Raw genomic sequence first — 22,053 nt, 5'->3', positions numbered from 1 at the left:
CACTCTCTAACGAGTTAGGGTATTATTTTGTAGAATGTATAACAGTGAAGTTATACATGCAACGTAAGAGGCGGTATGGCAGATAACGAACAACACTGGTTAATCCTGATCATGCGCCTCAGTGGGCGGTCGGGCACACCCCGTATGAGGATCTGGCGGGCACTTCGTGGTTTAGGTGCTGCGGTACTCAGAGACGGCGTCTACTTACTGCCTGCTAGCCCCACGCGAAGGGAAGCGCTGGAGCTGCAAGTCGGCGCTATTCGGGAGCTGGGAGGTAACGCGCTGCTGATCGAGGTAGACGATTCAGCCATAGATAGCGTCGAGGTATTGCCTTCGCTCTTTGATCGAACGCCAGATTTTCAGGCCTTACGGGCGGCAGTGGCTGACTGGAAACAGGCATGCCCTCAGTTGGAGGAGCGAGACGCGCAGCGTCAATTGACCCAGTTGCAGCGACGTTTACAAAGCATTGTGGAGATTGATTTTTTTCCAGGATCAGAAAGCGAGCGCGCTATCATGGCCTTGGCAGAAGCGGCGACCGTCTTCAATCGTTGCTTTGTGCCAGATGAGCCCCAGCCGATCCAGGCCGAGATCCCACGGCTTGATCACTCTGCATTTCGTGGAAAACGGTGGGCCACGCGCCGTCGCCCTTGGGTGGATAGGCTAGCATCGGCTTGGTTGATCAAGCGCTTTATTGATCCTGAGGCTCGCTTCGTGTGGCTAGAACATCCAAGCCAGTGCCCGCCAGACGCGCTAGGGTTTGATTATGATGGAGCCTATTTCACCCATATTGATGACAAGGTGACGTTTGAAGTGCTGCTCGCGAGCTTTAGCCTTGAGACGCAGGCAGGCTTGAGCAGAATTGCGGAGCTAGTACACTACTTGGACGTGGGGGGCACCCCTGTACCAGAGGCCGTGGGGTTAAAACTTATGCTGGCCGGGGCTAAAGAGCGCTGTGACGACGATGATGCCCTGCTGCAACATACCGATATGTTGTTTGATGACCTTTACCAAGCATATTTGGCGGGAGACCCAGGCCGGGAGTGAGTATGCGCTAATAGTGAAAAGGCCGGGTTTACCCCAGCCTTTTGCTAGCGACCCTTATGGCTCGACATAAGGGTTTAGAGATCGATGTGTTCTGGTCGTTCTTTACTGAGCTCCACCAGGCATGGGCACGGATACCGAGCTATGTGGAACTGCTCCATCACTTCGGGGCGGAGGGGTTGCGGCGTGTGAGGCTCCCTATGAGATGGTTGCATGAAGAAAAAGGGGTGGAGCCGGATCATCTGGCAAAACGAATCGACTCCGAGAAACGACGCATTCAGGCATGCCTCAACTCCGTACCGTCGACTTCATTATCAGAAAGGGTGCTGCAAACTTATTGGCAGCAATTGGAAACCCGTATAGAGGCGGGTAAAACGCCCCACACCTCCGCTCGACTTGCACTAAGAGCGGCAGCCGCATTGCTACTCGCTACTGACCGGGAGGGACAGCGACTGCCTCAACAGGGCGATGTGGACAACTATTTGCGTGCGGTGCCCGGACAAGCCGCGTCGGTGACGGGGTTTGCCAATTTCTTAAATCGCCAATATGCCACCACACTAGCCCCTAGAGTGGATGAGAAGCGAATAAGAAAACGGCGAAAAGAAAAGTTGGCTCGCACCATGATGGAAATGACGAAGTTCGCTGATCAAGGAGAAGAGTGGAGTGAGCAGTGGATCGTGACCGCCATGGAATACTTTCACGACAAGAAAGTGTCGAAAAAATCACTGCGCCATCATTCTATAGAGCGTTCAAGAGGCGGTTTACAGGTTAGCGTGGACGGTGTGAGCTACTGGCTGCCCATTGCCTAGAGCATCAAACATTGTGCGTAAGCCCGGTTGTTAAACACATTACATGCTGAGTACCGCCCCGGCCTTTTGGCCGGAGCGGATCAGGAGGGGATTAAAGCATGCGTTTTAGCTCTCCGTAATCTCCCCCAACACGCAAGACTACGGTTACGTCATTGTCATTGCGGTTACGAAAGAACCAGCCGTGATTGCCAGTGAAAGCGGCTTCTAGCTCGCCTTCATCCTCGGGCACGCCACGGCCTTTCTCGTAGCTGATGGAGTTCCCGTTGCCATCACCGTGCGTGTCAAAATTGACAGGGCCACCTTCGGATACCCAGGCAAAGGTTGCCACCGCCCCTTCTTCCATAGTGAGTTTGTATTCTGTGCCTTCTCCTGGGGTCAGGGTAAAGCTCACCTCATCGCTCCACGGGGTCGCTTCTTCCGCTTGCGCCGCCTGAGAAGCGGCTTCATCAGTCGCTAATGTCTCTGCCATTGCCGCGCTGGCATCGGTCATCATCCTTTCCGAATCAGTGGGCGAAGGTGCAGCTGGATCACTCGCTGAGGCTGAATCGGCTGTTTGGGGAGCTATCCCTGCCTCGGACGTCTCAGTCTGAGCATCAGCATCGTTTACCGTCGTAGAATGGCGATCACTGACGATCTCTTGTGATGCCGAGGGTTGAGACGCCTGTTGAGCCATGGCTTGGTCGTTGGCCCGGTCGAGTTCGGCTTCCTCAGCCAGCTGGGTTTTGATTTCGCCCATCTCAGTCAGCCCCAACAAGCGCCCAGCGCCGGTGGGGTCAATGGCATACTCGGCAGGTAACACAACCGTGATCAGTAAAGCGACGGCAATAACCGCTGCTATTAGCGTAGAGCGAAGTAACTGACCCGTTGATGGTAGTTCGGCACGGGTTGGAAGGTCGGTGTTATACATCAGGGACTCCTTCAATTAGGCGATGAAATAGCCGGTCAGTTGATAACCCACCAGCATAAAACCAGCACACATCATGGCGACGTTGGCGGTATACGCATGGCGTAAGAAGCCAGTAGTGCGTCGCCAGAAGCCCATTACGATGAGAATAGCGCTCAATGCCAGTAGCTGGCCGATCTCTACGCCTATATTGAATGCCAGAAGGTTAGGGACGAGGCCATCGGGAGCGATATCGTACTCAATGATCTTGCTCGACAGGCCAAAGCCATGAAACAGACCAAACACCAACGTAGCGACTTTAGTGTTGGGCTGAAAGCCGAACCAGCGCTGATACGCACCGATGTTATCGAGCGCCTTGTAGACAACGGAGAGTCCGATGATCGCGTCGATCAGATAGCTATTGATGCCAATATTGAAGTAGACCCCTAACAGCATGGTCGTGGAGTGACCGACGGCGAAGAGGCTGACGTAAATAGCGATATGCTGCATTCGGTAGAGGAAGAAGATGACCCCTAACAAAAACAGGATGTGGTCATACCCCGTTACCATGTGTTTGGCACCGAGATACATAAACGAGATCAGATGAACGCCATAGATCTCCTGGATATAGCCCTTGTCACCTTCAGCAACCGCGTGAGCAAGCGCCTCGCCACTGGCTCCCAGTAGCATTAACAGCAGGGTTAGAAAGGCTAAGGCGTGGCGTCGTGCCATCATAGGCAAGCCGAGCGCACCCCTTACTTGGGATGGAAACATGTAACCTCCACGGGTCTGACATTAGTATTGGCCACCCAAAGGGTGGCCCCAGTTATCAAGCGATAACTGGCCGTGGTGGTCGCTCCAATCGGTAGGCGCGACGCAGGGGTAAACCGCGCCGTTCGCCTAGCCGCAGGGCATGACGGATGTTCGGAGCGATAACAAGGCCCGCCCCCAAGCGATCCGCTTGTTCGTGAAAGTGACTGCCGCTCTCATGAGAGAGATGTCGACCGTCATCGTGCTTATGCCCATGGGCATGACCATGGCCTTTCTGCACACTCTCCTGGTGAGATGACTCAACGCCAACCATGCTCATTGCGCCATGCGCACTCGCTTCGCCCACACTGGAAAGCACCAGGCTAGGCAAAAACAGCAGTAGTAGGGTCAGATAGCCAAGGCGGTGACGCAGCCGATGGAGCATGTAGATCAACCAGGGTAAAAATTGACGATAAAAAGGGTAGATAACAGTTTACTTACGCGGTAGCGCCGCATAGCGGTAATAGATTACCATCCCCTCCTGGGGGATAGGAATAGGATAAGGGAAAGAAAATGACAATACATACGCACCAGTCACATCCCGACATCATCAAGCGCTTGAACCGGGCTCGGGGGCACCTTTCGAGCGTAACGCAGATGATAGAGGATGGTCGCCACTGTCTGGACATTGCCCAGCAGCTCCATGCGGTGGAGAAGGCGATTCAACAGGCCAAACGTGCCTTGGTTTTAGATCATATCGATCACTGCCTAGAGGATGCCTTGGGCTCTCAAGATCAAACTCAGCGGGCGCGGGCTGAAGAGTTCAAGGCTATTACCCGCTACCTGTAAATGCCTCTAAGCGCCCCTCACGTGAGGAATGCTCTATGTTTAATGTGCTCACCCATCGCGTCTATCGCCATCTCTTTTTCGCTCAGGTCATTGCACTGATTGGTACCGGTCTTACCACCGTTGCCTTAGCGTTACTGGCTCATGATCTTGTAGGGGGACAGGCGGGTGTTGTATTAGGCACAGCGCTGGCGATTAAGATGGTCGCCTACGTGGGCATTGCTCCCCTGGTGGGCGCTTACGCCTCACGTCTACCTCGACGCACGTTGTTGGTTAGCCTCGACTTGTTGCGAGCAGCCGTGGTTTGCGCACTACCTTTTGTTACAGACGTGTGGCAAATCTATGTGTTGATTTTTTTGCTCAATGCTTGTTCTGCCGGTTTCACGCCCGTTTTTCAGGCGACAATACCAGATATCCTGGAAGACGAAGCGCAATACACGCAAGCATTGTCCCTGTCACGCCTTGCCTACGATTTAGAGAATCTTCTTAGCCCGATGGCAGCAGCAGCATTGCTGATGGTGATGAGCTTTGATGTCCTGTTTGTACTGAACGCCCTGGCATTCGCGATCTCTGCCTCATTAGTTATATCGGTGCTGTTGCCCGCGTCACAACCGCTTGAGGAGATTCCCGGCGTTTGGCGTCGCATTTCTCACGGTCTACAGATTTATCTAAAAACACCTCGTTTGCGCGCCTTGTTGGCGTTGAACTTGGCGGTATCCGCCGCTGGAGCGATGCAGATCGTCAATACGGTAGTGCTTGTGCGCTCGATGTTGGGGCTTGGCGAGCAAGAAGTAGCTTTGGCCTTTGCTGCCGCAGGAGGCGGCTCTATGCTAGTGGCCTTACTGCTACCTAGGCTGCTGGATCGCTTGCCTGAACGACCTGTCATGCTGCTGGGTGGCATGATCATGGCACTCAGTCTGTACTTGGGCTGGCTTGGCCCATCATTCGCGGGACTGGTCGGACTATGGTGGCTACTGGGTGCAGGCGCGTCGATGGTCATGACTCCTACCGGACGTTTGCTCAAGCGTTCGTGCCAGCCGCAGGATCGTCCGGCGCTCTTTGCTGCCCAATTCTCGTTGTCACACTGTTGCTGGTTGTTTACTTATCCGTTGGCAGGATGGCTAGGGCTGAACGTGGGGATGACTGAAGCGTTCGCCATGCTCGGAACAGTCGCTTTAACGGCGACGGTGCTTGCGGTGCTTGCTTGGCCACGAAGAGATTTAGATACGTTGTTGCATGAGCACTTCCCTCTCACTCATAGCCACCTTCACTATCATGATGAGCATCATCAACACGAACATGAGGGATGGGAAGGGGCAGAGCCGCATAGTCACCCCCACACTCATTCCAGGCAAGTGCATCGGCATTTATTTGTCATCGATAACCACCACACACGGTGGCCTTTGTGACATGACTAGAAAAATACGCTAATAGAGGCCAATCAGAGTAAATCACCACGGGTGATACCGATTTTGCTAGCAGCCTGTCGGTCTTTCCGTTGCACCGTGAGATACTGACCACCGTCATCGCCGAGCTGAGAAGATCGCCATGAGCCGCTTCATCCCTGTGGATCGCCAGACCGATTACCTGCTGCCGCCTTCGGTAGACGAGTGGTTGCCCGATGGTCACCTGGCGCGGTTCGTTGTCGATGTTGTCGAACAACTGGACCTCTCGACGTTGACCCGGCGTTACATGGGGCGGGGTTCCAAGGCACATCACCCGGCGGTGCTACTGAGCCTGCTGATCTACGGCTACGCCACCGGGGTGGTCTCCAGCCGCAAGATCGAGCGTGCCACCTATGACTCGGTGGCGTTCCGCTACCTGGCCGCCAATACCCATCCCGACCATGACACGCTGGCCACCTTTCGCCGCCGCTTTCTGCCGGAACTGGAACAGTTGTTCGTACAGGTGCTGCTGCTGGCCCGCGAGATGAAGCTGCTCAAGCTTGGCACCATCGCCCTGGACGGCACCAAGCTCAAGGCCAACGCCAGCAAGCACAAGGCGTTGTCGTATGGCCATGCCAAGAAGCTGGAGGCACAGTTCAGGGCAGAGGTGAAAGCGCTGACCGAGCGGGCCGAGTCGGCGGACAAGGAGGACGCGGCCGACGGCATGGATATCCCCGCCGAGATTGCCCGCCGTGAAGCCCGCCTGGCGGCCATCGCTGAGGCGAAGGCCAAGATCGAGGCGCGCGCCGAGGAGCGGGACGCCACCGAGCAAGCCGCCTATCAGGAAAAGGTGGCGCGGCGGGAGGCGCAGCGCAAGGCCGGCAAGAAGCCCCGTGGGCGTGACCCCGAACCGCCCACTGGTGGCCCGCGTGACAAGGATCAGATCAATTTCACCGACCCGCAGTCGCGCATCATGCCGGTCACCGGCAAGGGGTTTGATCAGTGCTACAACGCCCAAGCCGCGGTTGATACCGAGAGTCTGCTGGTGACCCATGTCCACGTCACGCAGGCGACCAATGACAAGCAGCAAGTCATGCCGCTACTGACGGCCTGGCAAGGTTACCCGGAAACGCTGGGAAAACCTGACCACCTGCTGGGTGATACCGGCTACTTCAGTGCCAGCAATATCCAGGCCTGCCATGACCATGGTATCGAACCGCTGTTGGCGATGAAGCGAGACGTCCATCACCTTCCGGTCTTTGAACGTTTCGCCGCGGATCCGCCTGCCCCGGAGAGCGAGGACCCCGTCGAACAGATGGCACACCGCTTGAAGACGCAGGCGGGCCGAGCGCTCTACGCATTGCGCAAACATACCGTGGAGCCGGTCTTCGGGATCATCAAACACGTGATGGGGTTCCGGCAGTTCTCGCTACGCGGACTGGATAAGGTCAGCGGCGAGTGGCGATTGGCCACCATGGCGTGGAATATCAAGCGGATGCACCGGTTGACGGCGGGCTGAGGGCTCGCCGCGCCCAACCGGCCAGCAGGCAAGGCGTCAGAACCGCCTTGCAGAAGCTGAGGGGCAGGTTAAGAGCCACACAACAGCACCAACACCAACACCAACACAGGGGGGGGTGAAGAACCCACGCCTCAGCTCATCCATTAACCTCAAGTCCGACAGACTGCTAGAGGCATTCAGCACGGAAGCTTCGCCGGGAACGTTCTCATTTTTGGCCTTCGGGTGCTTGAACGTGTCGGCGAATCCTGGGCAGTGACGAACGAGCTTTTGAACGACACCTTCAGCGTGCCGCACATTAGACAGCACTTGGCGCAACCAGTGTTCAAAGCTGTTTTGGTGATCCAACGTAAACACTAAACCTTTGTAGGACGGAGGTTTTGACCCTTCCTCTCTACCGCCTTTTCTGGGTTTTGGAGGGCGTCGCTGGGGTTCCATGAGATAAAGCGCTTGACCTAACACATGCACCTTGATGACAAGTGCCCCGCGAAGAACCTTGGTTTGAGTATCCATATAGACCCAATTGGCCACGGACGTTTTTACCTCATCGTCTGTGCCGAAGGGTTCCAGGCTAATTAATCGAGGATCAGGGGACGTGCTGAAGCCGTCTTCAAAGGTAAACCAGCTAACGCTATGAATCGCTGTAGGCCTACCAGTGTCAGGCCCGGCAAGCCATTCGCCAGATGTACTTCGACATGAACCGCCGGTGCTTCCAACCCCACGCCTGCCCGCGTGGCCACAATCGCTAATGTCATGGCGCTCCCTCGCAACGTCTCTCAATTGGCTCACTCAGTTTAATGAGTCTGCTCGTTGGCTAAGCCTACTTTATTTCAAGCGTTGAGCGCTACTGAGCGGCCAGCGAGTAAAGCGTTAATGTGCCCCCTGGGCGTTCAATGCGCTGGTCAGTTCGCGGGCAAAGCGCTGGGCGGAGGGCAGGGCGCCAAAGCTCCAGACTGGCGGCAGGCGCAGCAGATGACCATGTTGAACGCTCGGCAATTGCTGCCACAGGCCGCTCTTTTCCAACTGCGTTTCCACCCCTGCGGGGAGCGGGTCAACGATGACCAGGGTGGCGTCGGGGTAGCGTGCCAGCGCTTCGATACCGACCAAGGCGAAGCCCCAGGCGTTGGTGGGCTCATCCCAGGCGTTGGGCAGCGCCAGCTGTTCCAATACGGCGTTGTAGAGGCTGTTCTCGCCAAAAACCCGCACATGCCGAGCATCCATGAACTGCACCATCAGCAATGGAGATGCGTTGCCGGGCGGGTAGCGCAGCTCGCGCATCAGCTGCTGGGTGTTCTCGATCAGCGCCTCGGCTTCTGCGTTGCGTTCGGTCAACTCGCCCAACTGGCGGGTGAGGGTCTGCATTTCCTGCCACGTATCGGTGCCTGGCGAGTAAAGGGCGAAAGTGCCCACCGGCGCGATGCGCTCCAACCGAGGAATCAGCCCGGTAAACATGGGCGAGAGCAGGGTTTGCTCAGGGGGCGATTGGGACAGCAGCTCGAAGTTGGGCTGGGTGCGTAGGCCAAGGTCGCTGACGTGCTCCGGGATACGCGGCTCGCCTACCCAATCGTGATATCCCGGCTGTTGCGCGATACCGCTGACCGGAGCGCCAATCGCCAGCAGCGTTTCGGCGATGGTCCAGTCGATGGTGGCCCACTGGGCGTGGCTGGCAGTGCTGAACAGCAAGGCTGCCGCGAGCAAGCAGCTGCGGGCCAGGGTCGGGAGTCGGGGGATGCAGCGCATGAAGTGGGCACCTGACAATAAGCGCTTTATTTAAACGATTCTGTTTATCAATTGCAAATGGAAACAGCGGAGGTCGCACAAGTCGTCAGCGCGAGACGCCCCAGGGGCGTAATTGCTCCAACATGGTGCATGAGGTGGCTTTCGCCATGCCTTCGCGCGTTTGATGCGTCACAAAGTGAGCCGTAAGGGGTCAGGCGGATAAGCGCGCTGGGTGCCTATCCAAGGCCACCCAGCGTTGCCTCAGCTTGGGTTGCCGGGGGTGGGCTTGCCTTGCTCGGCAGGCTCAACGGGGGCTGGCGGTACTTCGGCTTCCATGGGAGTGGTCTGCGCGGCGCTGGCCGCTTCCACCGTGGCTTCCAGGCTGGCCACCTGACGCTCCAGCGCTTCGACACGCGCGCGCGTGCGCTGAAGCACATCCATCAAGATATCAAAGTCTTCTCGTGATACCAGCTCCAGGCGGTCGAAGGCGCCTCGTACCACTTGCTGCACGCCTTTCTGAATGTCTTCCGGGGCCTGGGAAGCATTCTGTAAACGGTCGCCTATCTGCTGGGCTAAACGGCTGATGCGATCCTGGGGCGTCATGGCTCTCTCCTTAAACGGTGGCGCATAAATGTGGATAGCTTACCTGTAAGGATACGCAACCCTTTGCCAAACCGCATGCCCCGCGTGCGTTTTCTCCTGCAATGTGCGCATGCATCAAAAAAGAGCGCGCCGCTTTTGTTGGTGATCGTTTTTAGTGCATGGGCGGGTGTGAATGGATGCGTAGTCGCCTTGCCAGTGGCTGTAAAGCGCACTTTTGAAACCTTAAGGGTATGAATTTCAATGAGAAAAAATCCAGTGGCACGGTATGAGCATTAGCAGGGCAAGCACTAAATTCGGGCGGCCACGCCGCTCTCCACCGAGTGGGACTGAACCAGCAGGGGAGATCCGGGATGAAACTCATCACCGCTATCATCAAGCCTTTCAAGCTTGACGACGTTCGTGAAGCACTCGCCGACAACGGCGTGCAGGGGATTACGGTTACTGAGGTCAAGGGATTTGGTCGCCAGAAAGGCCACACCGAGCTGTATCGCGGTGCCGAGTACGTAGTGGACTTTCTGCCCAAGGTGAAAGTGGAAGTGGCCGTGGACGATGCGCGTCTGGAGAGCGTGCTGGATGCCATCTGCAGCGCTGCCAACAGCGGCAAGATCGGTGACGGCAAAGTGTTCGTGACGCCGCTGGAAGATGTCATTCGTATTCGTACCGGAGAGCGCGGCGCCGACGCGGTATAGGCCTGCCCACACAACGACGACCCACTACGTATAACTTCTCTTGGATCACGGGGAACACCTGATGAACGAGCTTACAGAATTGAGCTATGCGCTCGATACGTTTTACTTCCTGATTTGCGGCGTACTGGTCATGTGGATGGCCGCTGGCTTCTCGATGCTCGAGGCCGGTATGGTACGTTCCAAGAACACCGCTGAAATTCTGACCAAGAACATTGCGCTGTTTGCCATTGCCTGCACCATGTACCTGCTGGTGGGCTACTACATCATGTACTCCAGCGGCGAAGGCGGTTTCCTGCCTAGCCTTGGGTTCCTGATCGGTACCGAGAACAGCGTCGATGCGGTGCTGGCCGGTGGTGAAGATGCACCTTACTACTCCATGCGTTCGGACTTCTTCTTCCAGGTCGTGTTCGTCGCAACGGCGATGTCGATCGTGTCGGGTGCCGTGGCCGAGCGTATGAAGCTGTGGGCCTTCCTGGCCTTCGCGGTGGTCATGACCGCCTTCATCTACCCGGTGTCTGGCTACTGGACCTGGGGCGGTGGCTGGCTGGATGGCGTTGGCTATTCTGACTATGCGGGCTCGGGTATCGTCCACATGGCCGGTGCAGCAGCAGCGTTGGCGGGTGTGCTGGTACTGGGCCCCCGTAAGGGCAAGTATGGCAAGGACGGTTCTATCCACGCGATTCCGGGCGCCAACATGCCGCTGGCCACGCTGGGTACCTTCATCCTGTGGATGGGCTGGTTCGGTTTCAACGGTGGTTCCGAGCTGAAAATGTCGGATGCCGTGTCGGCCAACAACGTTGCTCAAGTGTTCGTGAATACCAATGCGGCGGCGGCGGGTGGCGTGATTGCAGCCCTGGTGCTGGCCAAACTGTGGTTCCGCAAGGCGGACCTGACCATGGCGCTGAACGGTGCGCTGGCAGGCCTGGTCGCCATTACCGCAGACCCGCTGTCGCCTTCTGCGCTGGGTGCCGCCTTGATTGGTGCCATCGGTGGCCTGATCGTGGTCGCTGCCATCGTCACGCTGGACAAGCTGAAGCTGGATGACCCTGTGGGTGCTATCTCGGTTCACGGTGTCGTGGGTATCTGGGGTGTGCTGGCCGTGCCGCTGAACAATGGCGATGCGTCCTTCGGTGCACAGCTGATCGGTATCGTGGGCATCTTCGGCTGGGTGTTCCTGGCGAGCCTGGTGGTGTGGCTGGTGCTGAAAGCGGTCATGGGTATCCGTGTCAGCGAAGAAGAAGAGTACGAAGGCGTCGATATCGCAGAGTGTGGCCTGGAAGCCTACCCCGAGTTTGGCGTCAAGAAATAAGCGCCGTGCCATAGCAAGCGGCACTGCTACTCAAGGCCTCCCTCGTGGGAGGCCTTTTGCCGTAGGGAACGGGTCAGGCTTGCCCGCATGTACGTGCCAGGCACAAGGGCTTTTTATTCTCTGGGCTGGCGGGTGTATGCTAGGTGCAATGGGCGTGAGGGACATCGACATCGCGCCGCCGTGTTTCCGGTCAAGACAACCGTTGCATAACCAGAGGATGTGGTCATGAAATTAATCTCAGCCATTATCAAGCCGTTCAAGCTTGATGACGTACGCGAGTCGCTTTCCGATATCGGCGTGCAGGGTATTACGGTGACGGAAGTGAAAGGCTTTGGTCGCCAGAAAGGCCACACAGAGCTGTATCGTGGGGCGGAATACGTGGTGGATTTCCTGCCCAAGGTGAAGCTGGAAGTGGCCGTGGACGACGATATGGCCGAGCAGGTCATCGATGCGATCACCCAGGTGGCCAATACGGGCAAGATCGGCGATGGCAAGATCTTCGTGATGCCGTTGGAGCAGGTGATTCGTATCCGTACCGGCGAAACCGGCAAAGACGCTGTGTAACGGTCAAGGGTAAGTCGTGAAGGGCAAGCGTGAAGAGCCAGTCGCGCCGAGTAGACAAAGCCCCTGTGGATAACATCCACAGGGGCTTTTTGCAGGGCTTGACAAGATGAGGGTGGCACAGGCTATGCGCTATTCTTCAGCCTTCACCCCCAGGCTTACTTCTCTACGAAGGCGCGTTCGATGACGTAGTCGCCTGGTTCGCCCATGCGCGGGGAGATGTTCAGCCCCAGTTCATCCAGCAGCGCGCTGGTGTCGTCCAGCATGGCGGGGCTACCGCAGATCATGGCGCGGTCCTGGCGCGGGTCGATGGGCGGCAGGCCGGTGTCGGCAAACAGCTTGCCGCTGCGAATGTGGTCGGTCAGGCGGCCCATGGTGTGGAACTCTTCACGGGTGACCGTGGGGTAGTACACCAGCTTTTCGGCGACTTCTTCACCCAGGTACTCGTGGGCGGGCAATTCCTTGGTGATGAAGTCGGCGTAGGCCAGCTCGGAGACTTCACGCACGCCGTGAATGAGTACGACCTTCTCGAAACGCTCGTAGACTTCCGGGTCCTGGATCAGGCTCATGAACGGCGCCAGGCCCGTGCCGGTGGAGAGCATGTACAGGTTACGTCCGGGCAGCAGGTCGTCGCATACCAGCGTGCCGGTCGGCTTGCGGCTGACCATGATCTGGTCGCCCACCTTCAGGTGCTGCAAACGTGAGGTCAGCGGGCCATCGGGCACCTTGATACTGAAGAACTCGAGATGATCTTCGTAGTTGGGGCTGGCGATGGAGTAGGCACGCATCAGGGGTTTGCCCGCCACTTCCAGGCCGATCATCACGAATTGGCCGTTCTTGAAGCGCAGGCTGCGCTCACGTGTCGTGCGGAAGCTGAACAGCGTGTCGTTCCAGTGGTGAACGCTTAGCACTTCTTCCAGGGCAAACTTGCTCATGCTGACTCCTTTGTGGCTGCGTGGCCTAAGCCTTGCTCGCCATATTCTAAAAAAGAATAAAAAATAGCTTTATAGGATGCGCTCATTCTAGATAAAGGGTGGTATATCTGTTAAGCAAATTATCTTGATAACGTATATCTTTAAAATCGATATAGCATTCGTTGAGCAGCACTTTTTCTGGAGGGGCCTGGTCATGCATTACACGTTGCGCCAGCTGGAAGTCTTCGTCGCCGTTGCCCAGCACGAAAGCGTTTCCCAGGCGGCGAGGGCGCTGGCCATGTCCCAGTCGGCGACCAGTACGGCGCTGGCCGAGCTGGAACGCCAGTTCGACTGCCAGCTATTGGACCGCATGGGCAAACGGCTGAAACTCAACGCGCTGGGGTTCCAGCTGCTCCCCAAGGCCGTGGCGCTGCTGGACCGAGCCGAAGAAGTGGAGGAGCTGCTGCGCGGCCAGCAGGGGGTAGGGGCTCTGGACGTAGGTGCCACCCTGACCATCGGCAACTATCTGGCCACCCTGTTGATCAGTGATTTCATGCAGCGTTACCCCGGTAGTCGCGTGCGGCTGGCGGTGCGCAATACGCGGCATATCATCGAGGGGGTGCGCCAGCATTCGCTGGACCTGGGGCTGATCGAAGGGCAGTGCGATGACGATATGATCATCAGCCAGCCCTGGGTAGAAGATGAGCTGTGCGTGTTCTGCTCGCCTCGGCACCCGCTGGCCGGGCGTGCTCACCTGGAGTTGGATCAACTGCTGCGGGAAGACTGGATCATGCGCGAGGAGGGCTCCGGCACCCGCATGACGCTGGAGCATGCGGCGCGCCATCGGCGCAGCCGCTTCAATACGCTGCTGGAACTGGAGCACACCGAAGGGATCAAGCGGGCGGTGGAATCAGGCCTGGGGATCGGCTGCGTCTCCCGGCTGGCGCTGCGAGACGCCTTCCGGCGGGGTAGCCTGGTGCCGCTACCCACGCCGGAGCTTGACCTGAAGCGTCAGTTCACCTTCATCTGGCATCGCCACAAATACCTGACCACCGGCGTGCGCGAGTTCTTGCGTCTCTGCCGCGAAATGACCGCCGGTGCCCAGCGCAGCGACGACATCCCGCTGCCGCCCATTCCTTGAATGTTTGTCTTGGGTGTCAGTAATCGCGCAGCGTGGGTGACCCCAGGGCAAGTGCGCTGGCACCGGATAGCTTGAAGCTGCTGATGGTGCCGGTCAGGTGGTTTGCCTGCTCCTTGAGGTGCTCGGCGGCGGTGGTGGACTCTTCCACCATGGCGGCGTTTTCCTGGGTCATCCGGTCCAGCTCGGCCACGGCGATGTTGACCTGCTTGATGCCATCGCTCTGTTCACTGGTGGCGGCGTTGATCTCTTCGAGCACGTCGGTGACGCGGGTGATGTGCTCGACGATATCGTGCATGGTGCTGCCTGCATCACGCACCAGCGTCGTGCCATTGTTGACTCGTGCCTGGGAGTCTTCGATCAGCTTCTGGATGTCGCTGGCAGCGTCGCTGCTGCGGCCGGCCAGTTTACGCACTTCGTCGGCCACCACGGCAAAGCCGCGGCCATGCTCGCCCGCTCTGGCGGCTTCTACCGAGGCGTTGAGCGCCAGCAGGTTGGTCTGGAAGGCAATGCTGTTCATCAGCGTGACGATCTCGCCAATCTTGTTGGAGGCCTGGGAGATGTCTTCCATGGTCGTCACCACGTTCGAGACCACCTGACCGCCGTTTTTCGCTACTTCAGAGGCGGCATGGGAGAGCTTGTTGGCCTCTTGGGCCGACGCAGCGGTGTGGGCGACGGTGCTGGTGATCTGCTCCACCGATGCAGACGTCTGCTGCAGGCTGGAAGCGGCATTGTCGGTGCGGCGCGACAGATCCTGCCCGCCCACGGCAATCTCGTTGGCGGCGTGGTGCACGGCTTCGCTGCTGGTACGCACCTCGATCAGCACTTCTTCCATTTTGCCCACGAAGCGGTTGAAGGCGCGGGCGATCTGCGTGACCTCGTCGTTGCCCTCTTCCGGCAAGCGCTGCGTCAGGTCGCCTTCGCCGGAGGCAATGTTGTCCATGGCGTTACGCACACCCAGCAGGCGACGCAGCAGCAGCGAGAGCAGCAGGCCAAACACCACGGCGGTGATGGCGGCGACGATCAGCAGGGTAATGATGGACGTGGTGGCAATGGCGCGCAGCCCGGCCGTGGCTTCTGCTTCGTCCAGCGCGACCACCAGCTGCCAGCCGCTATTGCCGCCTACCTGGCTGCCCAGGAGCAGCTTGCTGCTTTCCTGCAGGGCCATGGGCTGGGGCGTGTCGGACTGGATAATGCGCGTGAGCTCTTGAGGGTTCAAGTTCGCACTCAGGGCGGTCGAAGGCTCCAGGGTCAGGGCGGCGTCCGGGTGGGCAACCAATGTGCCATCCTGAGTGGTCAGAAACGCGAAGCTTGAGGGAGTCGGAGCGATAGATGTGACTAGCTCGATGACATCTTGAATAGAGATGTCAGCCCCCACCACCGCCTGCAATTGACCGTTGCTCGTATATGGGTGAACGAGGGAAACCACCAGCTCGCCACTGATCATGTCGACGTAAGGTTCTGTGACAATCGTCTCGCCTGCTTCAACCGCTTGTTGATACCAAGGCCGCTGTCGTGGGTCGTAGTCACTGGGTGGCTGCCAGCCATCTGAAAACACGGCTTCTGAGGTTTGAGGATAGGCCATGTAGGTGGACATGAAACCACCCGATTCTGCCAGTTGTATCAGATAAGGCAGAGGGTTCTCTTCGGTGGTGGCGTTGCTAAGTGATCTCATCATGCTGGCGCGTGACGATACCCATTCATCCAGGGCGCTCGTGTTGCCCAATACAACGGCATCCAGGTTTTGAGAGACCTGCTGGGCATTGTGATGTTTAACCGTGGAGTAGCTGGCAATGCCGTTGATCACCAGCGCGAGAACGATGGCGATCAACGCCGCTAACAGTATTCGGAAGCGCAATGTAGCGAGCATGGTCACTCTCTTTATCGTCAGGGTAAGTAACGACTATCGGCGAGAGTGACCACTTCTTTAGTCTAATAGTCTTTTGTCTTGGGCTAGCGCAAATCGCTGACCGCTGCCTGAATATCCGGTAGCGAGGCCTTGCTGAGGTCTTTGGAGAGGGTATGGATCACCAGCTTCTGGGTGGGGTTGTCGAGTTTCTCACGTAGCAGCCCGAGGAACTTGGGTGGGGCCACCATGATCAGCTTCTCCATGCTGTTATCGACGCGGGCAGCATAGAGCCGTTGGGCGACTTCCTTGGCAAACAGCTCGTTTTCATGCCGGGAAGCGGCGCCTTCTTCACCTGACGAGCGTGACGTGGTGGACGTGGACTCATGCACGTCGGCCCCTCGGCGGTCGGTGATCAGGTCGCCTTCATGCAGCCTTCCTGCCGCATGCACCATGCTTTCCTGCTCGGCGAGTTCCAGGGCGTCACGGGTAAAGATTCTGGCGCGTGCCGCATCGGCTACCACGATATAGGTGGTCATCGTCATACGTCCTCCATGTCGTTGATTGCCCTTTAACCATGGCAAGCGTTTGGGGTTAGGTCAAACGCTTGCCTGGTGGCCTTACAGCACTTTGCGGCGCAGCACGCTGGTGATGGCTTCACCGATCAGCACCAGCACGATGATCGCCATCAGGATGGTTGCGACGGTCGGCCAGGCGAACGTATCGATGGCACCCTGCAGGATCACGCCAATCCCACCGGCCCCTACCAGGCCCAATACGGTCGATTCGCGGATATTGATATCCCAGCGCAGAATCACGATGGCGAAAAAGGCGGGCATCACCTGAGGGACGATGGCGTAAGCGACCACCTTGGCTTTGGAAGCACCGGTGGCTTCCATGGCCTCGACGGGACGGCGGTCGATCTCTTCGATGGCCTCGCCCATCAGCTTGCCGATGAAGCCGATGGAGCGAAACACGATGGCCAGAATACCGGCCAGAACGCCAGGGCCGAAAATGGCCACGAACAGCAGCGCCCAGATGATGGTGTTCACCGACCGGCTGGAGACCAGAATGAAGCGCCCCAGCCACAGGCAGGCCCGGTTCGGGGTGGTGTTCTGGGCAGCGATGTAGGCCACCGGCAGCGCCAGAAAGATGGTGATGAATGTGGCCAGGGTAGCGATATGCACGGTTTCCAGCAGGGCATTCAGGATGTTGCCCAGCCCGGCGCTGCTGGGTGGCCACATGCGTGCGCCCAGCCCCGAGATCTGGTTCGGCGCGTCCCACACCCAGGGCCAGAAAATATCGATATCGCGAACGGCCCAGAACACCAGCATCAAGGTGGCTAGCAGGACGGCATAGCGGATCAGCCGCTCTTTCCGGTCGTAACGTTGCCAGACTCGGTCGGCGAGTTGCTGTGCGTGATCTACCATATTTTTTTCCTCACCCAGCCGCTGACGCCTTCGCTAAGCAGAATCACCGCAATGATGATCAGCAGAATGGCGAACGCAAAGTCGTAGTCATAGCGCCCGAAGGCGTTCATCAACGTGCCGCCAATCCCGCCAGCACCGACGATGCCCACCACGGCCGACGCGCGCAGATTGCTGTCCAGCTGATACATGGAGAGCCCCACCTGGCGAGGCAATATTTGCGGAAACACCGCATAGAACAGCGTGGCCAGATACCCGGCGCCAGCGGCACGCATGGCTTCCACCTGGCCCCAGTCGATCTCCTCGATTTCTTCGGCAAGCAGCTTGCCGACAAAGCCGATGGAGTAGAGGGTCAGGGTCAGGATACCCGCCAGCGGGCCAAAGCCCACCGCAGCAACGAACAGGATGGCCACGATGACCGGATGAAAGCTGCGTGACACGATGATGACGCTGCGACCGATCAGGTAGATCGGCAGAGGCGCGATATTGCGGGCGGCCATGACCGCAAAAGGGATGGAGAGCAGCACGCCCAGCAAGGTGGCCAGAATGGCGATCTGGAAGCTCTCTTTAAAGCCGGTCAGCAGCAGCCCGAAACGTTCGAAGCTGGGCGGAAAGCCGCCGCTGAAAATACGCGCCGCCCGGGGCAGGCCTTCGGAGATACGGGCCCAGTTGAAGGGCAGCGATCCAAACGCCCAGACCAGATACGCCAGGGCGATCAGAATGAGCCCGTAACGAAGGACGGGGTTGGCGATGAAAGGCGGCTTTTTCCAGGTGCGTGGAGTAGGGGGAGTCGTCATGTCAGACCCCTTGCGCTGCAGGGGCGGGCTGTTCACTGACGGATTCGTCCGGCGCCTCGATGCCCCCATAAATGGCGTCCAGTGCCTCCTTGTTGAAGTCGCTCGGCAAGCCATCGAAAATCATCTTGCCATGCCGCAGCCCCACGATGCGTTCGGTGTAGGTCTTGGCCTGGGCGACGTTGTGGATGTTGATGAGCACCGGCAGCGACAGCTCGCTGGCCAGGCTCTGCAGCAGCATCATGATCTGCTCGGACGTTCTCGGGTCCAGCGAAGCGGTAGGCTCATCCGCCAGCAGCAGGTCGGGCTCCTGCATCAGAGCGCGTACCACGCCTACCCGCTGGCGCTCGCCGCCAGACAGTTCATCGGCGCGTTTGTTGGCGTAATGGGCAATCCCCACGCGCTCCATCAGCATGAATGCACGTTCGATGTCCGCTTGGGGGTAGCGTCGCGAAATGGCCTGATAAAGGCTCACATAGCCGAGTCGGCCCGCCAGCACGTTCTCCATGACCGTCAGCCGATCGAGCAGGTTGAACCCTTGAAAGACCATGCCGATCTTGCGGCGAGCACGGCGCAGCTCGGCGCCTCTGATATTCACCAGCTCCGTACCATTGAGCTTGATGGAGCCGGACGAGGGCTCCACCAGACGGTTGATACAGCGCAGCATGGTGCTCTTTCCCGCCCCCGATGCGCCCACGATCGACACGACGCTGGCGCCTTCTACCTTGAGGTCCAGGCCCTTGAGAACGGGCTCACTGTGGCCATAACGTTTGACCAGATTGGTAATTTCCAGCATGGGTGCACATCCATTCGCTCGATAAAAGCGCGCCGCCAGGGCGGCGCGACCAGGCTACTCCAGGTTTTCCCGCGTGTAGCGCACGTCATTGGCGGCCTGAATGGTGCGAATCACCTGCCAGTGTTCCTGGTAGTTGATGGGGATGAATTTCTCGACCCCTTCGAACTCCTCGCCCAGCTCGGTGCCGACGAAGTCAAAGGTAAAGAACGCCTCTTCGATCTTCTCGACCAGATCCGGGTGCAGGTTGTGGGCGTAGTTGTAGGAGGTGGTCGGGAAGCGGTCGGACTCATAGATCAGCCGTACGTCCTCTTCGTCGTACAGGCCACGCGCGGCCATGCGCTCGACCACTTCGGAGGCAACCGGCGCGGCGTCATAGTCGCGGGCCACCACGCCCAGCATGGATTGGTCATGGCTGCCGGAGTAGACCACCTCATAATCTTCATCCGGGGTGATGCCCAGCTCGGGCAGCAGTGCCCGCGGTGCCAGGTTGCCGGAGTTGGACGTGGGGGAGGTATGCGCGACGCGTTTGCCCTTCAGGTCTTCCAGAGACTCGATGTCCGAGTCGACATGGGTGAACATTTGCAGCGTGTAGCCGAACTGGCCATCGTCAGAGCCCATCAGGGCGAAGGGTACGGCTCCGGCCAGGTTCACGGCAAAGGGCGTCGGGCCGGTCGAAAACCCGGCAATGTGCAGTCGGCCGCTGCGCATGGCTTCCACCTGGGCAGCGTTGGACTGCACTGCAAAGAAGCGCACGTCACGGCCCGTGACCTCGGAAAGGTGGTCGACGAACGGCTGCCAGATGTCGGAGTAAATGGCAGGGTCTTCAACGGGGGTGTAGGCGAAGATCAGCGTGCTGGGATTGGCCCAGTTCGATTCATCGGCCGGGCGGTCGGCGACCATGTCGCCATTCTCGTCGCAGTAGAGTGCGTCCAGGGCGCCGCGTTCGCAGTCGGCCTGGGCATGGCTGGCAAGCAGTGCCATGGGGAGAAGCGAGACCGCAGTGAGCAGAGCCAGCGGACGCTTGGGCCAGGATGGCGTTTTCATGAGAAGCCTCTTATGTGCGTTATTGTTGTTGCGTGATGCCCACCATCGCTGCAAGGTGGTGTTGCGATCAGCGTGCGTTTCGCTAATGGACATTTGAAGACGCAGATGTTTATTTTTCGAAAACGAGCATTCTCAATCTAGGGTTTGTTACAAAGATATGTCAAACACTTTCCTGACCCCCTCCTACCATTGGCGCAACCGTTATCTGCTGATGCGCCATGGCCACAGCCAGGCCAACGCGCAGGGGCGAATCATCAGCACCCCCGAGCGTGGAATAGACGCCTATGGATTGTCGCCCGAAGGCGAACGGCAGTTGGACGATGCGCTGGTGGACTGGCGTTGGCCGGTGCCCACCCAGGTGGTGCATTCGGACTTTTTACGCACGACTCGAACTGCCGCCCGAGTGGCCAGCGCCTTCGGGTTGGGCATGGCCATCGACGAGCGCTTGCGAGAGCGCCATTTTGGCGAGCTGGAAGGCCAGGCAGATAGCCATTACCCCGAGGTATGGGCGCAGGATGCCCAGAGTGCCGCGCATCGGCAGTGGCAGGTAGAGCCGCTCACCAGCGTGGCAGCGCGCATGTGCGCGACGCTGGAAGCACTGGAGCAGCGCTGGCAAGGGGAAACGGTGCTGGTGGTGAGCCATGGCGACCCGCTGCAGATCCTGCTCACGGCGCTGGCAGGAAAGCCATTGACCCAGCACCGTGAGCAGCTCGCGCTGGCCCCGGCCAGCATCACGCTGGTAGGCGGTTAGGCGCCTTCCTTGGGGGGGATCCAGGCAATCATGTCGACTTCCACGTCGGCACCGCCTGCCAGGCCGGTGACGCCGATGCAGGTACGGGTGGGGAGCGGTTTCTCGAAGTAGCTGGCGTAGACCTGGTTCACTTCATCGAAGTGGCCCATGTTGGTGATGAAAACCCGTGACTGCACCACGTACTCGAAGCTGCTGCCCACCTCTTCCAGCACGATGGCCAGGTTCTGCATGACTCGATGGGTTTGTTCGGTAAAGGTGCCCAGCAGCATTTCGTTGGTTTCCGGCACGGTCGGCATCTGGCCGGTGATGAACACCAGGTCGCCCACGCGGCAGGCGTGAGAGAACGGCGCAATGGGCTGTGGGGCGCGGTCGATGAACAGTTTTTCCATGATGACTCTCTGGTGTGATGTGGGGTATTCAGAAGGGCCATGAAAATGGGCCTCAGCTGAGGCCCACGTTACGCATTATGACGCGCTGGCAGTCGAATCAATGCCCCAGAATCTGGCTCAGGAAGAGCTGGGTGCGCTCGGACTGCGGGTTGTTGAAGAACGGCTCTGGAGCGTTTTCTTCGATGATCTGCCCCTGGTCCATGAAGATCACGCGGTCGGCCACGGTCTTGGCGAAGCCCATTTCATGGGTCACGCAGAGCATGGTCATGCCCTCTTCGGCCAGTTCGATCATGACGTCCAGTACTTCCTTGATCATTTCCGGGTCAAGGGCCGAGGTCGGCTCATCGAACAGCATGACGTCCGGGTGCATGCACAGCGAGCGGGCAATGGCGACCCGCTGCTGCTGACCACCGGAAAGCTGGCCGGGATATTTCTTGGCCTGTTCGGCGATGCGTACCCGCTGCAGGTAGCGCATGGCCTGCTCTTCGGCCTCTTTGCGCGGCTTTTTCTGTACCCACATGGGGGCGATACAGCAGTTCTCCAGCACGGTGAGGTGAGGGAACAGGTTGAAGTGCTGGAACACCATGCCAACGCTGCGACGAATCTGCTCGATACGCTTCACGTCCTGGGTTAGCGGCACGCCGCCGACCACGATCTCGCCCTTTTGATGCTCTTCCAGGTGGTTGATGCAGCGAATCATGGTGGACTTGCCCGAGCCGGACGGCCCGCAGATGACGATCCGTTCGCCGCGCTTCACTTCCAGATAGATGTCGCGCAGCACGTGAAAATCGCCGTACCACTTGTTGACGCCGCGCATTTCGACCATCAGATCCGAAGTACCGG

At 58.5% G+C, this 22,053-nt stretch carries 24 protein-coding genes and 1 pseudogene; 10 read left to right on the top strand and 15 right to left on the bottom strand.

The features are described from left to right. Positions 1-75: 75 nt before the first annotated feature. Together LG409_RS17750 and LG409_RS17745 are read left to right on the top strand one after the other, a co-directional pair. Entirely contained in the window at positions 76-1,044 is a 969-nt protein-coding gene (locus LG409_RS17750; protein ID WP_227407307.1) for a chromate resistance protein ChrB domain-containing protein, read from the top strand. Positions 1,045-1,241: 197 nt separating this feature from the next. Further along, complete coding sequence (locus tag LG409_RS17745) at positions 1,242-1,850, top strand: hypothetical protein (RefSeq protein WP_227407306.1); 609 nt, start codon at positions 1,242-1,244, stop codon at positions 1,848-1,850. 91 nt (positions 1,851-1,941) lie between these two features. On the opposite strand, the gene LG409_RS17740 is transcribed toward LG409_RS17745, so the two are convergent. Together LG409_RS17740 and LG409_RS17735 are read right to left on the bottom strand one after the other, a co-directional pair. Beyond that, positions 1,942-2,757 (bottom strand): hypothetical protein, encoded by an 816-nt coding sequence (locus LG409_RS17740; RefSeq protein ID WP_227407305.1) that lies wholly within the window; start codon positions 2,755-2,757, stop codon positions 1,942-1,944. A 15-nt stretch (positions 2,758-2,772) separates the two neighbouring features. Continuing rightward, positions 2,773-3,507: a HupE/UreJ family protein gene (locus LG409_RS17735; protein WP_227407304.1), complete on the bottom strand. Its 735-nt coding sequence runs from the start codon at positions 3,505-3,507 to the stop codon at positions 2,773-2,775. Positions 3,508-4,056: 549 nt separating this feature from the next. Between LG409_RS17735 and LG409_RS17730 the strand changes: the two genes are divergently transcribed. The 3 genes from LG409_RS17730 (at position 4,057) to LG409_RS17720 (ending at position 7,233) form a co-directional block, all read left to right on the top strand. After that, entirely contained in the window at positions 4,057-4,332 is a 276-nt protein-coding gene (locus LG409_RS17730) for a metal-sensing transcriptional repressor (RefSeq protein ID WP_227407303.1), read from the top strand. A 35-nt stretch (positions 4,333-4,367) separates the two neighbouring features. After that, positions 4,368-5,738 (top strand): MFS transporter, encoded by a 1,371-nt coding sequence (locus LG409_RS17725; RefSeq protein WP_227407302.1) that lies wholly within the window; start codon positions 4,368-4,370, stop codon positions 5,736-5,738. Between the two features lie 139 nt (positions 5,739-5,877). After that, positions 5,878-7,233: an IS1182 family transposase gene (locus LG409_RS17720; protein WP_016913619.1), complete on the top strand. Its 1,356-nt coding sequence runs from the start codon at positions 5,878-5,880 to the stop codon at positions 7,231-7,233. Positions 7,234-7,269: 36 nt separating this feature from the next. Here the strand turns inward: LG409_RS17720 and LG409_RS17715 are convergent, their stop codons facing one another. The 4 genes and pseudogenes from LG409_RS17715 to LG409_RS17700 all read right to left on the bottom strand — a co-directional run bounded on the left by LG409_RS17715 (position 7,270) and on the right by LG409_RS17700 (position 9,552). Next, positions 7,270-7,743, bottom strand: coding sequence for a hypothetical protein (locus tag LG409_RS17715; RefSeq protein WP_227407301.1), 474 nt, complete (start codon positions 7,741-7,743; stop codon positions 7,270-7,272). A 131-nt stretch (positions 7,744-7,874) separates the two neighbouring features. Beyond that, a pseudogene (locus tag LG409_RS18755) lies at positions 7,875-7,985 on the bottom strand (ATP-binding protein); the annotation flags it as partial. 115 nt (positions 7,986-8,100) lie between these two features. Then, the gene (locus LG409_RS17705) at positions 8,101-8,970 is read right to left on the bottom strand and encodes an ABC transporter substrate-binding protein (RefSeq protein ID WP_227407300.1); all 870 of its coding nucleotides are present in this window, start codon (positions 8,968-8,970) and stop codon (positions 8,101-8,103) included. A 240-nt stretch (positions 8,971-9,210) separates the two neighbouring features. Continuing rightward, positions 9,211-9,552, bottom strand: a complete 342-nt coding sequence (locus LG409_RS17700; protein WP_096921824.1) for an accessory factor UbiK family protein — start codon at positions 9,550-9,552, stop codon at positions 9,211-9,213. Between the two features lie 350 nt (positions 9,553-9,902). Between LG409_RS17700 and LG409_RS17695 the strand changes: the two genes are divergently transcribed. The 3 genes from LG409_RS17695 (at position 9,903) to glnK (ending at position 12,114) form a co-directional block, all read left to right on the top strand. Next, complete coding sequence (locus LG409_RS17695; protein ID WP_007112359.1) at positions 9,903-10,241, top strand: P-II family nitrogen regulator; 339 nt, start codon at positions 9,903-9,905, stop codon at positions 10,239-10,241. 61 nt (positions 10,242-10,302) lie between these two features. Further along, the gene (locus LG409_RS17690; protein WP_039178722.1) at positions 10,303-11,550 is read left to right on the top strand and encodes an ammonium transporter; all 1,248 of its coding nucleotides are present in this window, start codon (positions 10,303-10,305) and stop codon (positions 11,548-11,550) included. A 225-nt stretch (positions 11,551-11,775) separates the two neighbouring features. Next, positions 11,776-12,114: a P-II family nitrogen regulator gene (gene glnK, locus LG409_RS17685; RefSeq protein ID WP_009098335.1), complete on the top strand. Its 339-nt coding sequence runs from the start codon at positions 11,776-11,778 to the stop codon at positions 12,112-12,114. A 155-nt stretch (positions 12,115-12,269) separates the two neighbouring features. On the opposite strand, the gene LG409_RS17680 is transcribed toward glnK, so the two are convergent. Beyond that, complete coding sequence (locus tag LG409_RS17680) at positions 12,270-13,046, bottom strand: ferredoxin--NADP reductase (RefSeq protein ID WP_016915417.1); 777 nt, start codon at positions 13,044-13,046, stop codon at positions 12,270-12,272. Between the two features lie 193 nt (positions 13,047-13,239). Here LG409_RS17680 and LG409_RS17675 point away from each other — a divergent pair, with 193 nt between their 5' ends. Continuing rightward, the gene (locus LG409_RS17675) at positions 13,240-14,166 is read left to right on the top strand and encodes a LysR family transcriptional regulator (protein ID WP_016915416.1); all 927 of its coding nucleotides are present in this window, start codon (positions 13,240-13,242) and stop codon (positions 14,164-14,166) included. Between the two features lie 16 nt (positions 14,167-14,182). Here the strand turns inward: LG409_RS17675 and LG409_RS17670 are convergent, their stop codons facing one another. The 6 genes from LG409_RS17670 to phnD all read right to left on the bottom strand — a co-directional run bounded on the left by LG409_RS17670 (position 14,183) and on the right by phnD (position 20,070). Continuing rightward, entirely contained in the window at positions 14,183-16,033 is a 1,851-nt protein-coding gene (locus LG409_RS17670) for a methyl-accepting chemotaxis protein (RefSeq protein ID WP_227407299.1), read from the bottom strand. Between the two features lie 83 nt (positions 16,034-16,116). Next, positions 16,117-16,548 (bottom strand): host attachment protein, encoded by a 432-nt coding sequence (locus LG409_RS17665; protein ID WP_039179255.1) that lies wholly within the window; start codon positions 16,546-16,548, stop codon positions 16,117-16,119. Between the two features lie 81 nt (positions 16,549-16,629). Further along, positions 16,630-17,439, bottom strand: a complete 810-nt coding sequence (gene phnE, locus LG409_RS17660) for a phosphonate ABC transporter, permease protein PhnE (protein ID WP_039178707.1) — start codon at positions 17,437-17,439, stop codon at positions 16,630-16,632. Beyond that, on the bottom strand, positions 17,433-18,233 hold the full coding sequence (phnE, locus tag LG409_RS17655; RefSeq protein ID WP_039178704.1) for a phosphonate ABC transporter, permease protein PhnE: 801 nt from the start codon (positions 18,231-18,233) through the stop codon (positions 17,433-17,435). Before phnE (LG409_RS17655) ends, phnE (LG409_RS17660) begins: the two co-directional genes overlap by 7 nt. A 1-nt stretch (position 18,234) precedes the next feature. Further along, positions 18,235-19,026 (bottom strand): phosphonate ABC transporter ATP-binding protein, encoded by a 792-nt coding sequence (phnC, locus tag LG409_RS17650; RefSeq protein ID WP_227407298.1) that lies wholly within the window; start codon positions 19,024-19,026, stop codon positions 18,235-18,237. 54 nt (positions 19,027-19,080) lie between these two features. After that, entirely contained in the window at positions 19,081-20,070 is a 990-nt protein-coding gene (phnD, locus tag LG409_RS17645) for a phosphate/phosphite/phosphonate ABC transporter substrate-binding protein (protein ID WP_144981374.1), read from the bottom strand. Between the two features lie 157 nt (positions 20,071-20,227). Between phnD and LG409_RS17640 the strand changes: the two genes are divergently transcribed. Continuing rightward, positions 20,228-20,821, top strand: coding sequence for a histidine phosphatase family protein (locus LG409_RS17640; RefSeq protein WP_039178694.1), 594 nt, complete (start codon positions 20,228-20,230; stop codon positions 20,819-20,821). Here the strand turns inward: LG409_RS17640 and LG409_RS17635 are convergent. Continuing rightward, positions 20,818-21,210, bottom strand: a complete 393-nt coding sequence (locus LG409_RS17635; RefSeq protein WP_039178691.1) for a RidA family protein — start codon at positions 21,208-21,210, stop codon at positions 20,818-20,820. The two genes, LG409_RS17640 and LG409_RS17635, sit on opposite strands and share 4 nt — an antisense overlap. Before the next feature lie 97 nt (positions 21,211-21,307). Then, positions 21,308-22,036: an amino acid ABC transporter ATP-binding protein gene (locus LG409_RS17630; protein WP_039179251.1), complete on the bottom strand. Its 729-nt coding sequence runs from the start codon at positions 22,034-22,036 to the stop codon at positions 21,308-21,310. Positions 22,037-22,053 lie beyond the last annotated feature (17 nt).

This window comes from Halomonas sp. NyZ770, assembly GCF_020616575.1.
Lineage (GTDB): Bacteria > Pseudomonadota > Gammaproteobacteria > Pseudomonadales > Halomonadaceae > Vreelandella > Vreelandella hamiltonii.
The sequence above is the reverse complement of the archived record's forward strand: the minus strand, read 5'-3'. Positions and strand labels throughout refer to the sequence as shown.

Bases quoted from the DNA above. Each gene is read 5' to 3' on its own strand.
- phnE (WP_039178707.1), bottom strand. From the start codon at position 17,439: ATGGTAGATCACGCACAGCAACTCGCCGACCGAGTCTGGCAACGTTAC.
- LG409_RS17635 (WP_039178691.1), bottom strand. From the start codon at position 21,210: ATGGAAAAACTGTTCATCGACCGCGCCCCACAGCCCATTGCGCCGTTC.
- LG409_RS17720 (WP_016913619.1), top strand. From the start codon at position 5,878: ATGAGCCGCTTCATCCCTGTGGATCGCCAGACCGATTACCTGCTGCCG.
- LG409_RS17745 (WP_227407306.1), top strand. From the start codon at position 1,242: ATGAGATGGTTGCATGAAGAAAAAGGGGTGGAGCCGGATCATCTGGCA.
- LG409_RS17675 (WP_016915416.1), top strand. From the start codon at position 13,240: ATGCATTACACGTTGCGCCAGCTGGAAGTCTTCGTCGCCGTTGCCCAG.
- phnC (WP_227407298.1), bottom strand. From the start codon at position 19,026: ATGCTGGAAATTACCAATCTGGTCAAACGTTATGGCCACAGTGAGCCC.
- phnE (WP_039178704.1), bottom strand. From the start codon at position 18,233: ATGACGACTCCCCCTACTCCACGCACCTGGAAAAAGCCGCCTTTCATC.
- LG409_RS17740 (WP_227407305.1), bottom strand. From the start codon at position 2,757: ATGTATAACACCGACCTTCCAACCCGTGCCGAACTACCATCAACGGGT.
- LG409_RS17715 (WP_227407301.1), bottom strand. From the start codon at position 7,743: ATGGATACTCAAACCAAGGTTCTTCGCGGGGCACTTGTCATCAAGGTG.
- LG409_RS17670 (WP_227407299.1), bottom strand. From the start codon at position 16,033: ATGCTCGCTACATTGCGCTTCCGAATACTGTTAGCGGCGTTGATCGCC.
- LG409_RS17680 (WP_016915417.1), bottom strand. From the start codon at position 13,046: ATGAGCAAGTTTGCCCTGGAAGAAGTGCTAAGCGTTCACCACTGGAAC.
- LG409_RS17705 (WP_227407300.1), bottom strand. From the start codon at position 8,970: ATGCGCTGCATCCCCCGACTCCCGACCCTGGCCCGCAGCTGCTTGCTC.
- LG409_RS17700 (WP_096921824.1), bottom strand. From the start codon at position 9,552: ATGACGCCCCAGGATCGCATCAGCCGTTTAGCCCAGCAGATAGGCGAC.
- LG409_RS17630 (WP_039179251.1), bottom strand. From the start codon at position 22,036: ATGGTCGAAATGCGCGGCGTCAACAAGTGGTACGGCGATTTTCACGTG.
- LG409_RS17640 (WP_039178694.1), top strand. From the start codon at position 20,228: ATGTCAAACACTTTCCTGACCCCCTCCTACCATTGGCGCAACCGTTAT.
- LG409_RS17725 (WP_227407302.1), top strand. From the start codon at position 4,368: ATGTTTAATGTGCTCACCCATCGCGTCTATCGCCATCTCTTTTTCGCT.
- phnD (WP_144981374.1), bottom strand. From the start codon at position 20,070: ATGAAAACGCCATCCTGGCCCAAGCGTCCGCTGGCTCTGCTCACTGCG.
- LG409_RS17750 (WP_227407307.1), top strand. From the start codon at position 76: ATGGCAGATAACGAACAACACTGGTTAATCCTGATCATGCGCCTCAGT.
- LG409_RS17695 (WP_007112359.1), top strand. From the start codon at position 9,903: ATGAAACTCATCACCGCTATCATCAAGCCTTTCAAGCTTGACGACGTT.
- LG409_RS17690 (WP_039178722.1), top strand. From the start codon at position 10,303: ATGAACGAGCTTACAGAATTGAGCTATGCGCTCGATACGTTTTACTTC.
- LG409_RS17735 (WP_227407304.1), bottom strand. From the start codon at position 3,507: ATGTTTCCATCCCAAGTAAGGGGTGCGCTCGGCTTGCCTATGATGGCA.
- LG409_RS17730 (WP_227407303.1), top strand. From the start codon at position 4,057: ATGACAATACATACGCACCAGTCACATCCCGACATCATCAAGCGCTTG.
- LG409_RS17665 (WP_039179255.1), bottom strand. From the start codon at position 16,548: ATGACCACCTATATCGTGGTAGCCGATGCGGCACGCGCCAGAATCTTT.
- glnK (WP_009098335.1), top strand. From the start codon at position 11,776: ATGAAATTAATCTCAGCCATTATCAAGCCGTTCAAGCTTGATGACGTA.